Origin of the sequence: Methylomonas sp. HYX-M1 (assembly GCF_040741385.1) — a bacterium.
In the GTDB taxonomy this organism is placed as follows: Bacteria; Pseudomonadota; Gammaproteobacteria; order Methylococcales; family Methylomonadaceae; genus Methylomonas; species Methylomonas rhizoryzae.
The window spans coordinates 2,733,059-2,746,717 of the sequence record NZ_CP160405.1; the positions used below are offsets into that span (position 1 = coordinate 2,733,059).

The window sequence follows — 13,659 nt, forward strand, 5'->3', positions numbered from 1 at the left end:
ACCGTACCGACCGGGTCAGCTGCAACAAGCCGCAGCGATACGCTCCAGGCGAGACCGGGATGCCGGCATGTTTAAGGCGGAAGTTTCGGTGTACAGCACGACCATCAGCTCCGGCGCGGAATCGGCCTTGAGCCGTTTGAGCAATTGTAGCCATTTTGCGTAATAGCGGTTTGCGGTATTGACCTCGCCTACGCGGTACCAGCGAAATACCAATAAATCTTGGTTGCCGCGTTTAAGCACCGACGCTTGGGCACTGACGCTCTGATTCGCGGCCTGCCATTCAACAATGTCCTGCCGGGTAATGCGCCACCCCGATTCTTCTTGGTTAACCAATACGTTTTGCGAATTAATCAATTCTCCGCCGGCCGATTCGTCGCCGAAATTCGCGACATACACTCCGTTAACGCTAGCGTCTACAGCCACGAAACGCTTGGCTTCAGCCATGACGCCGGGAAAACTTGGGGACCATCCCCATTGCGGTTCACTGACGTCTATCCCGGGAACCCGCTGCAGCAACTGCTCGGGAATTGACGGCTGTATCGATTGCAAATCTTTCAGGGCAACGGCCGTTAACGGCCAAACGCCGACGATCGCCATGCTCAGAGCGCTAACGGCTATCCATCGTTGAGACGAGGAATTATTGCCGATCACCGCTGCAGACGGGCCTTTTGCGGGGTTTGGCTTAGGTTCGTCGTGCCAAAACGAGCCGCCGTAAAACAGCAACAACATGACCAAACCGAAAAACAACCAGCCGTATATCACGTGGTCCACCCCCGTCGCCAGTTTCATGCTGCTCAAATGGCCTATCATGACGATCATATAAGCTCTGAAGCCATTGGCAACAATAGGCATTAAAATGGACAAGGCGATGAAAACGCTACGTTTTAAATAGCTGGTGTAATTCAGATAAGCGTAAATCATGCCTAATGTCATTGAGGCGATAAGGTAGCGTATGCCGCTACAAGCCTCTACCACCGACCATTGCCCGGAAGCCAGCGTGAAATGCAAACCTTCTCTCACCACGGTAATGCGGGTTAACTTCAGCATTTCCACCACAAATGTGGCGGTAAACTCCATCAGATACGGCACGAAATCCTCGCCGAACGGCACCATAAAAAACAAGAACATCAGCGGAAACAAGCTTGCCGAAACAAACTCCGTCCCCAAAATAGTCCATATCATCGATAGCAATAAACCGACCAAAGCAAATTGTTCGACAACCAACACATTGGCCAAATTTGCACACAGCCATAAAAAGCCGCAACCCGATATCGCCAGCCAAGCCGATAAATTGGGTGTCGGAACGAGTGGTCGATATTGATCTTTGCGCGACCAAATCAGCCAAAGGCTGGCCGGGATGACTAAAAAACCATGGGCGAACGTATCGGAGCGATACCAGATACTGACAACCGACTGCCAACTAGGCCAATATACGCAAACAAAAGTCAACAATAGGGCCGACAAGGCCAGTGCCGGCGACCGCCAATAGTCCGGTACCGCCGCTACATTCAGCATTCTGCCGTCTCCAGTTTCATGGGTAGTATGATTAAGCTGCATTTCGGTAAAACCACTATATTCTGCTAGGATATTTTCAATTTTTCAGTAACGGAATTATTAAGTCGCCCATGGCTACCTTGTTTCACCATTTACTTTTCGACAATTTGACCCGTTCTCCCCATGCCGACGCCATTGTGCAAAAGGACAGCCGTATTAGTTTCGGACAATTGGCGGAACAAGTGGCGGTCCAAGCCGGCGCCTTACAGAACTTGGATTTGGCCCGCCAACAACGGGTTGCCATTTATTTACCTAAACAGTTGGAGACGGTTACCGGCTTTCTTGCCACTTCCTTGGCCGGCGGCGTATTTGTGCCGGTGAACCCGGTATTAAAAGCATCTCAAGTCGCGCATATTCTGAACGATTGTAACGTCAAAATCCTAATTACTTCGAAAAGCCGCTTGGCATCTCTGGCAGAGGCTCTAAACGGTTGCACGGATTTACATACCGTCGTCCTGATCGACGCTAACGTTCAACAAACCTCCGAAAGCCATTATCGGCTGCTTGACTGGGCAAGCTATTTGGCTGGCGCGGCGAATCGCTCGTTACAACCGCAGATTCAAATCGATACCGATATGGCGGCCATCCTGTATACCTCCGGCAGCACAGGCAAACCCAAAGGCGTGGTATTGTCGCATCGAAACATTGTAGCCGGCGCGCACAGCGTCGCCGAATATCTAAAAATCGAGGCTAGCGATAAATTACTCGCGGTATTGCCGTTCAGTTTCGATTACGGTTTAAATCAGCTTACCACCTGTTTGCTCAAGGGTGCATGTTGCGTCCTGATGGATTATTTGTTACCGCGCGATGTGGTAACCGCCTTGGCAAAATACCAAATCACCGGACTGGCTGCGGTACCGCCGCTTTGGGCGCAATTATCCGAGCTGGAATGGCCTGCACAAATCGATAGTCATTTACGCTACATGACCAATTCCGGCGGCAAAATGCCTAAAGCCGTATTGCAAAAGTTACGCAGCAAAGCGCCTAGCGCACAATTTTTCCTGATGTACGGCTTAACCGAAGCCTTTCGCTCGACCTATCTGCCTCCCGACCAAATCGACATCCGCCCGGATTCCATGGGCAAAGCGATTCCGAATGCAGAGATTATGGTGGTGCGCGAAGACGGCAGTTCGTGTGCAGCTCACGAGCCCGGCGAATTGGTGCACCGCGGCTCCTTAGTCAGCCTCGGTTACTGGAACGATAAGGACAAAACCGCGGAACGGTTTAAACCAGCACCGGGACAGTTGTCCGGTTTGCCGTTGACCGAAATCGCCGTATGGTCCGGCGACACGGTCACCATGGATGAAGAAGGCTACCTTTATTTCGTCGGCCGCAAAGACGATATGATAAAAACTTCCGGCTATCGAGTCAGTCCAAGCGAAATTGAAGAAGTGATCTACGCTTCCGGTATGGTCAAAGAAGCGGCGGCTATCGGAATCGAACACGCCACATTAGGGCAAGCGGTGGTGGTCGTGGTCAGCCCGCAAGACCCAACCGCATTCGACTCGGAAGCCTTATCCGCATGTTGCAAAGCGCAACTACCCAACTTTATGGTGCCGGCCAAAATCGAAATGCAAGCCAATCTTCCACGCAATCCCAACGGCAAAATCGATCGTAAAAGCCTAACTCAGCAATACGCAGACTTATTTCAACAGTAACCGCCTATGACTCCCACCTCCCCTAAGCACGCCGCGATGACGACTTTTCCAGTCATTAACGGCGAACTAACGGTCGGCAACCTGCCATTGTCCCGTTTAAGCCAACGTATCGGCCAGACTCCGTTTTACGCTTACGACCGTGGCGCACTCAGCAACCGGGTGGCTCAATTACGCCAAGCCATGCCGGCCGATCTAAAAATTCATTACGCACTCAAAGCCAATCCCATGCCGGCCGTCGTGCAACACATGGCCGGCTTGGTAGACGGTTTCGATTTGGCCTCCGCGCTGGAAATGAAAGTGGCGTTGGATACCTGCATGCCGGCGGAGCAGATCAGTTTTGCCGGCCCGGGAAAGCGCGAATCCGAGTTACATCAGGCCATTGCCGCCGGGGTAACCATCAATATCGAGTCGTCGCAGGAACTCGAACGCATCTGCGGGCTGTGCCGGCAAACCGGCTTTAACGCGAAAGTGGCGGTGCGCATCAATCCCGCATTCGAGCTTAAGGCGTCGGGCATGAAAATGGGAGGCGGCCCCAAACAATTCGGCGTAGACGAAGAACAAGTGCCGCAAATGCTACAACGCATTAAAGAAATGGGCCTGGACTTTCAAGGTTTCCACATTTACAGCGGTTCGCAAAATCTGAAGGCCGAAGCGATTATCGAAGCCCAACAAAAAAGCCTGAATCTAGCGGCTCAACTCGCCGAACACTGCCCTTCCGCCATCAAGAAACTGAATATAGGCGGCGGCTTCGGCATTCCGTATTTTCCGGGCGATACGCCGTTGGCCATCGATCAAGTCGGCAACGCCTTGGCCGAAGCAATGCAAGTCGCCAAACCCAGCCTGCCGAATGCGGAAATCATCATCGAATTAGGCCGATATTTGGTAGGCGAAGCCGGTATTTACGTAAGCCGAATTATCGACAAGAAAATATCCCGCGGACAAATCTATCTAGTCGTGGATGGCGGCTTACACCATCACCTAGCCGCATCCGGAAATTTCGGTCAAGTCATCCGCAAAAACTACCCGGCGGCTATCGGTAACAAAATGACTGAGCAAGATTACGAAACGGTGAGTGTAGTCGGGCCGCTCTGTACTCCACTGGATTTGCTTGCCGACAGAATGTGGTTGCCTAAAGCCGAAATCGGCGATCTAGTGGTGATCTATCAATCCGGCGCTTACGGATACACTGCCAGTCCGGGAAAATTCCTGAGTCAACCCGATGCCGTGGAAGTATTGGTTTAGAGATCAGCCGTGCGTTTTACCTATCCATTCGGCAATGTCATGCCAGATGACCGGGGCTTGCAAATCGCGCAACAGCATGTGATAGCCATTTTCGTAATAGCTGACCGTTTTGTTTTGCATCCCGGCCGACAGCAGCGATCGGATGAATAATTCGGTTGGTTCGGCCGGCACTATTTGGTCTTTTTTTCCGTATAGCAGCAAGGTGTTGACATTCAATTTGTTTGCCGATGCCAACGCGGTGTCCATGAGGTCGGCCAACCCGGAAATTGCGTCTACGCGCGTCTCTTTTATCACCAGAGGATCTCTCCCCAAAGCGCGCAACATTTCGATGTTGTCGGAAGGCATAATGTCCAATCCTCTACCCGTCAACGTGACCCAAGGCAAAGTGTGCGACAAAGCCCATAGTAACGAGGTCTGGTACCAAGGCATGGTTTTTCGTCCCCATACGGCAGGCGCCGACAGGATAACCCCATCCACACTAGGCTTTGGATTGACCGTCATCGCCGCAATGATGACGGCGCCCCCCATACTTTCGCCCAATAAATAAACCGGTACGCCCGGGTGCTCCTCTTTCACTAGTGCGGAAAAATTAGCCACGTCCGCCGCATAGACCTCGCTACCCGCCCACATTCCCGTCCTAGGACTTTCTCCGAAACCTCGCTGATCGTAGGCGTAACAATAAATACCTTGTTGTTGCAGATATTCGGCCGCAGGGCTAAAAAACCGTCTGTAATCGTTGAATCCGTGCAACGCGACCACAATCGCCTTAGGATGATTTGCTTTCCAACGACTCAGTTTCAATCCTATACCGTCGGCGGTCACGAACAAATCCTCTAGCAAGCGTCCGCCGTGAATGGCGGAAGCGCCGGTAACCGGCGCTACCGGAGTGCAAGCCGGCATTAACATCATTAAAATCAAGGTGAAATATCGAGAAACAGCGAAACTCATAGTTGCAACATCTATTTAAGTAAAGCGCGCTGATGTAGCTAACCAGCGAAAGACAGGCGTAAAATCGGACAGCAATGCATCGACTTATATCGTTTCCATGCCCGAAACGCCGTTACCAGTATACCGAGAGTTTTCGGATTACCACCCAACATTGCCACGAAAATGCGTTGCGCAAACACATAATTTGAAAAGCACTCGGTAAAAATCCCCTTACTTGCACACAATTATCGACGTTGTCAGGGGTTAGAAAAATTTCCTTGCCCATGCAATATCGTATCGATATTATAAAGGCTTAATCCTAGTTAGGAGCCACCCATGAAAAAAATAATAATCAGCCTAATGATTACAGCGGCAGCCTTTTATAACCAGCTTAGCCATGCTGATGAAGTCTTGTCAGACCAAGCAAATACAGCAGGCAACGTTTTTAACAACGAACCCACGATCAGTCTTCTTACCGAATTTAGCATTTACGCTTTTATTTCGGGCATTTATGCTGTTTATTGGTGGAAGCACCGTCTATAGCTAACGTTAGAGCGCTAGATTCTTCTACTTTAACGTTTGGTAGCAGTGTGCTTATGTAGAATCTGTGAATATGTCCGGATAGCCTCTGCGCCGCTGTTTCCCGGAGCGTACCCGCTATCAAATTTATAGTGTGGACGCGATAACCGATGATGCAATTCCGGACAAAAATTTCCGAACATCAAAAATAATGGTTTAGCCCTACAACTAAAAAAACCGGAGCGTTCCCTTATGTCAGCGGATACTGAAAATCGTATCGCTCTGGTCGCAAACAGCCGCCGATTTTTTCGATTTCGGCAAACAGATTTTCAACAAGCCTGCCGTCGTACGCTTACTTTTTTTAGGCTTCCAGGACAAGCTGCCGTTGATAGCTAACCTTGTTCGCAACAGACTCCATTTCTTACCGTTATTTTTAGAAAAATAGAGTTTTAAGCGTTGTTTTTCGGTTAAGTTATCCGAGCTCCAACCAATTTCCAGCTCATTCCCGAAAGCAACAATTTCACCACCATTCGGCGTAAGCAAACTCACGCTAGGGTGGTCGCTCTGAGCATATTGATCCGATACCAATAATTCGGAAAGCTTGCCGCCGTTCATGCTTCCCCAACCGGTGGCATTATCGTAGCCGACGGCGGCTTTGTACTTGAGATTATCGCTGTTGTCCGCGACATCGTGAAACGCAAGCCCGTATGCGTCACTTTTGCCTATGGCATACAAACGATGGTTCATAAAACCTATTTGGCTAAGGCTTGCTTGTTGCCGTAGCCGATTGATGTTGGCGGTGTACGCCGCCCACAACGGTGCCGCACTGCTGGTGCCACCGTAAACAGACCAAAACCCCTGGTAGTAAATCGCATAGCCGGTATCCGGATCGGAATTCAATGCGACATCCGGCACATTGCGTTTTTGCTTGGAAGCTAAACCGGACATCCCTTGTTGGTAAGTCGGCAAAGACCAAATCCGGCTTACCCCGCCGCCGCCCGCACCATCGGCTGCCGAACCGGCATTCCAGGTAGTTTCGCCGGCATAGCTACCGTCGAGCGAAAGGCTAAGCTGCGTTCCACCCACGCCGGTAACATAAGGTTGAGAGGCGGGATCGTCAACACTCAGGCTACTACCGTCATCGTAGGCTCCCGAATCTCCGGACGCCGCATAAAACGATTGACCTTGCGCCGCCATCTGCTGAAAAATCTGATGTTCCGATTGCAAAAAACCGGATGTATTACTGCCTTCGTCAGAGCCCCAGGAACAACTAATCTGTTTCGCCGTGTTGTCGTCAGCAATCCGAGCTAACAGATGCAGAAATCCGCTATCGGTATTGGGGCCTTCGTAAACCAAAATCTTACTGCCGTAGGGTGCCAACGCCATTTGCAGTTGAATATCCAAGGTAGTTTCGGAACTGTCGTCGTCAGCCCATCCGGGCTTGAACGCCCCGCCGTCGACTTCTACGCGGCTGACGCTAATATCGGTTAACGAAAAGTAATTCCGATAAAAGTCGATATCGCTATTGAAATAATCCGCTAAAGCCACGACGGCCAGGGTTTGCGGAAAATCGGACGCCGTCCTTTGCACCTCGATGTCATATGCGTTTGCAATATCGCTAGGCGACAAACCGCCTTGCGGCCCGCTGCCTATGTCCTTAGCCGTCAAGTTTGCAGGTTTCGCATGAACCTGCTTAAACTTCGGCTTTCGCACCGACCAATCAGTTAAACCGGCTAGGTGTACCACGCGAGCCGCCAACTCGGCGGAAAATTCCGGCTCTTGATCCGGCGCAAAAAACTCGCGGCCGGTCGTGCTCCTGTACCGTTGCATTCTCACCTTAAATTCGCGTTCCACCTGCCAGGTTTCGGCTTGCAGGCTTAGCAATTGGCTAGGCTTGTTTGTATTGCTTACTCGAAAGCCTTTGGCGGAGAATTCCCGGACCACTGCGTCGTAATCGGTTTTCGTCGGGCCGAAACGTTCGGCAAATTGTTCCGAAGTAAGAAATTGCCCGTATATCGGATCGGCCGGGTTATTGACGCGGGCGATAAAGTCGAGCAATTCGGCGGTATTCCTTAACGGCAACGAAACGCTGAGATTCAGCGTTTGCTGTTCCGGATTTCGCGCTAAAGTCCGGGATTGTTTGACGGCTTGGGCCGGAACATGGCCTTGTAGACGTATGCGGCCGGAGTCTGTCGCGCAAGTAGCACCGGCGTAAACAAACGCCAGCAAACCCAAGGCGATGCCGGAGAACCACCGCATCAGGCGTTTAGCATCACAATCGATCACAATATTTTCCATAATGAATTCTTTCTTTACGCCCCTATTCCGTGAAGAAGTCGAGAATTTCGAACGGATGTAAGCCGGCGCATCGTCACCCTGCCGCAAACACGCGAGATGCTACGCAGAAGAACGCTAAAGCACAGACATTGAATACACGGACCAGCATATGAAGCACTTTTCTACATTTATCGTTGCCTTCAAATAAAACGGCATGCCGCGTGCTTAAATGTATCAGCAATTTCATAAACCCTGTAACCCAACCTACACTATTGCGCCATGAGCACAGAATCAGACGCCGTTCTAGCCTACCACCAACGCAGCAAACACCAACTCAATGCCTACGCCAAAGGTCCGGCATCCCTGGATTGGGACGATCAACCCAACCCGTTTCGCCGATTTCATGGCTGCGAAATCGTCCGATTGCCGACGCCGGGGAGAGATTTGAATTGTTCATTCGGCGATTTAGACCGGCCAAACGCCATCGCTCCGCAGCTTTTAACGGCGGATAACCTGGGCTTGTTGCTGGAACTGTCCTTCGGCTTATCGGCTTGGAAACAACTGGGGCCGGACCGGTGGGCCTTACGCTGCAACCCTTCCAGCGGCAATCTGCATCCGACCGAGGCTTATCTAATCTGCACCGACGCCGCTTTACTGGAACCCGGAGTTTACCATTACGTCAGCCACGACCACCATCTGGAACGCCGGGCTCGCTTTGCTCATCCGGGTGCAGAACCAACGTTATGGATAGGTTTGTCTTCGGTACATTGGCGCGAGGCCTGGAAATACGGCGAACGGGCCTTTCGCTATTGCCAGCACGACACCGGCCATGCGTTGGCTTGCTTGAGTTACGCCGCCGCTTGCTTAGGTTGGACAATCGAATTGTGTAGCGAAGTGGGGGACGCCGAACTGGCCGGCTGGCTTGGACTCGACAGAACAACCGATTTCGTGGAACACGAATCCGAAGCGCCGGATTTGTTATGCCGTCTACATGTAAGTCACAGTGCCGATACACCCGGCGACGTTCAGACTTTGTTGCAAACATTACAAACTGCTATTTGGTTCGGTACAGCCGTCGCCCTGAGCGGCAGGCATTTCTATAAGTGGCCAATCATCGACGAAGTCGCCGCACAGGCCGTCAAACCCAAAACGTCGGCCGAACGCTTCCCACTCCCTCTATTGCCCATGCCTAAACCCAGCCACGACCTGCCGGCCGCTCAATTAATCCGGCAACGCCGTAGCGCGCAACATTTCAACGGCAAGGCAGCAGCCATTGCTCTGGCGGATTTTCAGCGCATCATGTTAGCGCTGCTACCCAACGACAAACCGCCGTTCAGCGCTTGGAATTGGCCGCCGCAAGTACACTTATTCATATTCGTGCACCGCGTGGACGGCTTGCAGCCGGGCCTGTATTTTTTACCGCGTACCGCAGACTGCTTGGATGAAATCAAGTCGGCATTTTCGGCCGAATTTGCCTGGCAAGCGGTTGAGGCACCTTTCGCATTGTATTTGTTGGTTGCCGGTAACGTGCGCCAGGCGGCTAAAACCTTGTCATGCCACCAGCCCATCGCCAGCGATAGCGCATTTAGTTTGGGGATGTTGGCCCGGTTTTCGGACAACGTAAACGACCAGACTTGGCTGTATCGCCGCTTGTTTTGGGAATGCGGTCTACTAGGACAAATTTTATATCTGGAAGCCGAAGCCGCCGGCATCCGCGGAACCGGCATCGGTTGTTTTTTCGACGACGCGGTTCACGGCGTGTTGGGCTTGAAAGACAATACTTGGCAAAGTCTGTATCACTTCACGATAGGCGAACCTTTTGTCGATAACCGCTTGCAAACCTTTCCGGCTTACGCGCATTTATCGGCCTGAAGCGAGCGTTTTTCCAAACGTTCCAACAGAATCGCAATCAACATGTCGTTCATCACATTGACGCCGGAACGACAACGGGCAATGATCCAATCGATGGTGGTTATCAAAGGGACCGCGGTAACCACTAACGTTTCCGGCAAACCGGCGCTGCCGAGTACCAACGGCAAGGCAATCAACCCGGCTTCCGGAATGCCGGCAATGCCAACCCCGACCATGATTGCCGAGGCCACGATAACCAATTGCTGGCCTAAATTCAGGTCGAAACCGACGGCTTGCGCTAAAAACAAAGCCGCCATCGCCTCGTATAAAATGATGCCGTCGTTATTCAAATTAGTGCCGATGCAGACCGACAAACGCGCGGACCGCTGAGAAATGTGCATGTGCTCGGTTAAACAGCGTAAAGTGACCGGCATGGTCGCCAAACTGCTATTAGTCGACAGTCCGGTCACGATCGCATCGGCACCTTTGCCGAAATACTGCCTGATCGGCATCCCACCTCCCCATTTGGCCATGCAGGGATAATAAACCAAGGCATGCAAGGCCAAACCGCCCAGCAGCGTGACCAGAAATACTGCAACCAATTCGAATACCGCCAAGCCGGCTTTGCCGACCACTTGAGCCACGACGCCGAACACCGCGAACGGAATGGCTTTAACGACCCACATCAGCATCAAAATCAAAGTCTGATAACAAAGGCCGATTAATTTTTCCAGTTGCGCAATCCCGGACACGTGTTCGTCGGTGGCTTGTCGTTTTAATTGACGTAACGTAGCGCCTGTCAGCAATGCGAATAAAATAATCGCGATGACGTTGTTTTTAATGAAGGGATCCAGCAAGCTTTCCGGTATGTAACCGGCGATGTTTTTCACAGGACTTAAGGACAAGCCATTCGCGCTAGCCTGACTTAGCGGTTCGGTCATTCGAACGTTCAATTCCGGCAGACGACCGTTCCAAGAGCGGCCTGGGCTTAAGCTGTTCATCAAACTTAAACCAATCAACATCGCAACGCTGAGGTTAAGCGCACACACCGACAATAAACGCCGGCCGTGACGCAAGGAAATATCCGTATTAAGCATCGCCTCCAGAATAGCAAAGAATATCAACGGGGTTGCCAGCGCTTTTAACAACCGTATGACCAACTGACCCAGTTGGCCTAAACTGGCATTATCCAGCCAACCGAAGCAGTAACGTTGGGTACCGAATGCAATGCCTAAACCGGCGCCCAAAAATACTCCGACAAGTACTTGCAAGTAGAGCGGTTGCTTGTGCATAAATGACAAAGCCATAAAGTGATATTTCCAGTGCAAATTCCGACCGATTTAACAGCCCGACTCAATCGTTGCCATATCTGCCGACGCTTCCGCTTGGCTTAGCTTCGATTTTGATTTAACGGCTGTTTCGCCCAGCATTGTTAACGTTCGGCATCGTACAGCGGTAACCAAGTCGAATCGGGTAATTTCTCGTCCATCTCATTTCCCGGCGCGCAACGATGCGAAAAATACCGAGCACTAAAAGGGCCTTGATACTGGCGACTCATATAGCTAGTCAAGTAATAATCCAACGCGTGCTTGGCTGCTAACTCATTCGCTATACCCAACAATTTAGCGGCTCGGTAATCGCGCTGAATGGCTTGGCATTCGGCAAGCGCCTCGTTTCCTTCCCCACGTACATGCATGCTTTCGTGAACCAACAAGTGCAGGCTGAAGATCTCCTCGCGGCTAGCCCGTTGCGGGTGCGAAACATAATCCATTAATCTTTGACACCAACCGTACTGAAACACAACAGCGCCGGACTCCAAGTTTGCATGGCCTACCGATAACGATTCGTTGTCCAGCATCGTATCGGCGATCGAATTGCAATGCACATCGGCCGGACGGTTGTCCGCTAATTGACTAGCGACTTGTGATAGTAAGCGCTCGAAACGCCAAATTTCGAACGGCTGCCAAGCGCAAACCAACGTTAATGCGAGGCAAACCGCCAGATACGGCTTATAGATGGGTCTGGGCTTATTGTACCCGCGCCGTGGGATTTTAGCGCCGATGATTTCTCGAACAGTCAAGCAAGCGAACAATAATGCGGCCAGTATCCAAAGCATGGTTGGAAAATTTAGCGTTAGCTAAGAAAGCTATAGCATCCGTATTCTGTCAACCGACTGGAATCCGAATAACCGGCTAAATCGGCGGCCTGATACTTAGGGCTACGCGTTTAGCCATTCCATGTACAGCTGAACGCCTTGTTCCACCGTTTTGAAGCTATGAAGGCATCCCGCCGCCCTTAGCTTGTCTAGGTTGGCTTGAGTGTAACTCTGATAACAGCCCTTCAGATGATCCGGAAACGGGATGTATTGAATGCGGCCGCGCCGGTGAAATTTAAGCACGGCATTAGCCACATCATTAAAAGTCTGACTACGGCCGGTACCGCAATTGAAAATGCCGGAAACTTGCGGGTTGTCTAAAAACCACAAATTAATGTCTACTACATCGTCCACATAGACAAAGTCCCTACGCTGTTCGCCGTCTCCGTAACCATCGCAGCCTTGGAACAAACGCACTTCATCGGATTGTTTGATTTGATTGTTCAAATGAAAAGCAACGCTGGCCATGCTGCCTTTATGAGCCTCGCGCGGACCGTAAACGTTGAAATACCGCAACCCAACCACCGGCGCGGTCAAACCGGATTGTCGGCGTAAATATTGATCGAACTGAAACTTTGAATAGCCGTATACGTTTAGCGGGCCTTCGAACGCCGGTTCTTCGCGAAAGCTTAAATCCGCGCCGTAAACTGCAGCGCTGGACGCGTAGATAAAGGGGATTTTATGGCTTTGGCAATAATGAAACAGCGCTTTGCTGTATTCGTAATTGTTTTCCATCATGTAACGACCATCCCACTCGGTGGTGGTGGAACAGGCGCCTTGATGAAAAATCGCTTGTATGATCTCCGCACGAAATTCGCCTTGTCGGAGCTTTTCCAAAAAAGTGGTGCGGTCGAGATAGTCGGCAATTCGACAGTCGACCAAGTTTTTGTATTTGATCCCGTTAGTTAAATGGTCCACCACCAAAATGTCATCGTAACCGCGGGCATTCAAGCCAAGCACTAAATTGCTGCCGATAAAGCCGGCACCGCCGGTTACGATGATCATAGTTGCCTAATAATTACTCGGCAACGATTTTGACGGTCAAGGCCACGTCGACATCGGTGTGTAAATGGAACGAAATTTCGTAGTCGCCGATTTGACGAATGACGCCGTTAGGTAAACGAACCTCGCTTTTTTCCACTTTTACGCCCGCCGCGGTAACCGCTTCGGCTATGGCTTGGGTGCCGACCGAACCGTACAACCGACCTTCGTCCCCGGTTTTATGCGCGATTGTAACGGCCAGTTTGCTCAAAGCTTCGCCCCTTGCGGTAGCTGCGGCTAATTTTTCAGCCGCTTGTTTTTCCAATTCAGCGCGGCGCGCTTCGAATTCTTGGATTTTTGCCGGTGTCGCTACGGTAGCTTTGCCTTGCGGAATTAAATAATTTCTACCGTAACCCGATTTGATTGTGACTTTGTCGCCCAAACTACCCAAATTGGCGATTTTTTCCAGAAGTATAACTTCCATCGTTAATTACC

At 51.1% G+C, this 13,659-nt stretch carries 11 protein-coding genes; 4 read left to right on the plus strand and 7 right to left on the minus strand.

Going from position 1 to position 13,659, the window contains the following annotated elements; all coding sequences use genetic code 11:
- Positions 1–15: 15 nt before the first annotated feature.
- Complete coding sequence (gene xrtA, locus AB0A83_RS12335) at positions 16–1,515, minus strand: exosortase A (RefSeq protein WP_367154304.1); 1,500 nt, start codon at positions 1,513–1,515, stop codon at positions 16–18.
- Positions 1,516–1,625: 110 nt separating this feature from the next.
- Here xrtA and AB0A83_RS12340 point away from each other — a divergent pair, with 110 nt between their 5' ends.
- Entirely contained in the window at positions 1,626–3,212 is a 1,587-nt protein-coding gene (locus tag AB0A83_RS12340) for an acyl-CoA ligase (AMP-forming), exosortase A system-associated (RefSeq protein ID WP_367154306.1), read from the plus strand.
- A gap of 6 nt (positions 3,213–3,218) precedes the next feature.
- The gene (locus AB0A83_RS12345; protein ID WP_367154308.1) at positions 3,219–4,454 is read left to right on the plus strand and encodes a pyridoxal-dependent decarboxylase, exosortase A system-associated; all 1,236 of its coding nucleotides are present in this window, start codon (positions 3,219–3,221) and stop codon (positions 4,452–4,454) included.
- Positions 4,455–4,457: 3 nt separating this feature from the next.
- Here the strand turns inward: AB0A83_RS12345 and AB0A83_RS12350 are convergent, their stop codons facing one another.
- Positions 4,458–5,402, minus strand: coding sequence for an alpha/beta hydrolase (locus AB0A83_RS12350; RefSeq protein WP_150048826.1), 945 nt, complete (start codon positions 5,400–5,402; stop codon positions 4,458–4,460).
- Positions 5,403–5,717: 315 nt separating this feature from the next.
- Between AB0A83_RS12350 and AB0A83_RS12355 the strand changes: the two genes are divergently transcribed.
- A complete protein-coding gene (locus AB0A83_RS12355) occupies positions 5,718–5,924 on the plus strand; it encodes a hypothetical protein (RefSeq protein WP_150048828.1) in 207 nt (68 codons plus the stop codon).
- A gap of 231 nt (positions 5,925–6,155) precedes the next feature.
- Here the strand turns inward: AB0A83_RS12355 and AB0A83_RS12360 are convergent, their stop codons facing one another.
- Complete coding sequence (locus AB0A83_RS12360) at positions 6,156–8,186, minus strand: S53 family peptidase (protein WP_190303125.1); 2,031 nt, start codon at positions 8,184–8,186, stop codon at positions 6,156–6,158.
- 270 nt (positions 8,187–8,456) lie between these two features.
- Between AB0A83_RS12360 and AB0A83_RS12365 the strand changes: the two genes are divergently transcribed.
- Positions 8,457–10,049 (plus strand): SagB/ThcOx family dehydrogenase, encoded by a 1,593-nt coding sequence (locus AB0A83_RS12365; RefSeq protein WP_150048831.1) that lies wholly within the window; start codon positions 8,457–8,459, stop codon positions 10,047–10,049.
- Here the strand turns inward: AB0A83_RS12365 and AB0A83_RS12370 are convergent.
- The 4 genes from AB0A83_RS12370 to rplI form a co-directional block, all read right to left on the minus strand.
- Positions 10,028–11,335, minus strand: coding sequence for a dicarboxylate/amino acid:cation symporter (locus AB0A83_RS12370; protein ID WP_150048832.1), 1,308 nt, complete (start codon positions 11,333–11,335; stop codon positions 10,028–10,030). The two genes, AB0A83_RS12365 and AB0A83_RS12370, sit on opposite strands and share 22 nt — an antisense overlap.
- 125 nt (positions 11,336–11,460) lie before the next feature.
- Positions 11,461–12,144, minus strand: a complete 684-nt coding sequence (locus AB0A83_RS12375; RefSeq protein ID WP_150048834.1) for a hypothetical protein — start codon at positions 12,142–12,144, stop codon at positions 11,461–11,463.
- A 102-nt stretch (positions 12,145–12,246) separates the two neighbouring features.
- Positions 12,247–13,188, minus strand: coding sequence for an ADP-glyceromanno-heptose 6-epimerase (gene rfaD / locus AB0A83_RS12380; RefSeq protein WP_150048836.1), 942 nt, complete (start codon positions 13,186–13,188; stop codon positions 12,247–12,249).
- Positions 13,189–13,201: 13 nt separating this feature from the next.
- The gene (rplI, locus tag AB0A83_RS12385; protein WP_150048838.1) at positions 13,202–13,648 is read right to left on the minus strand and encodes a 50S ribosomal protein L9; all 447 of its coding nucleotides are present in this window, start codon (positions 13,646–13,648) and stop codon (positions 13,202–13,204) included.
- Positions 13,649–13,659: the final 11 nt, after the last annotated feature.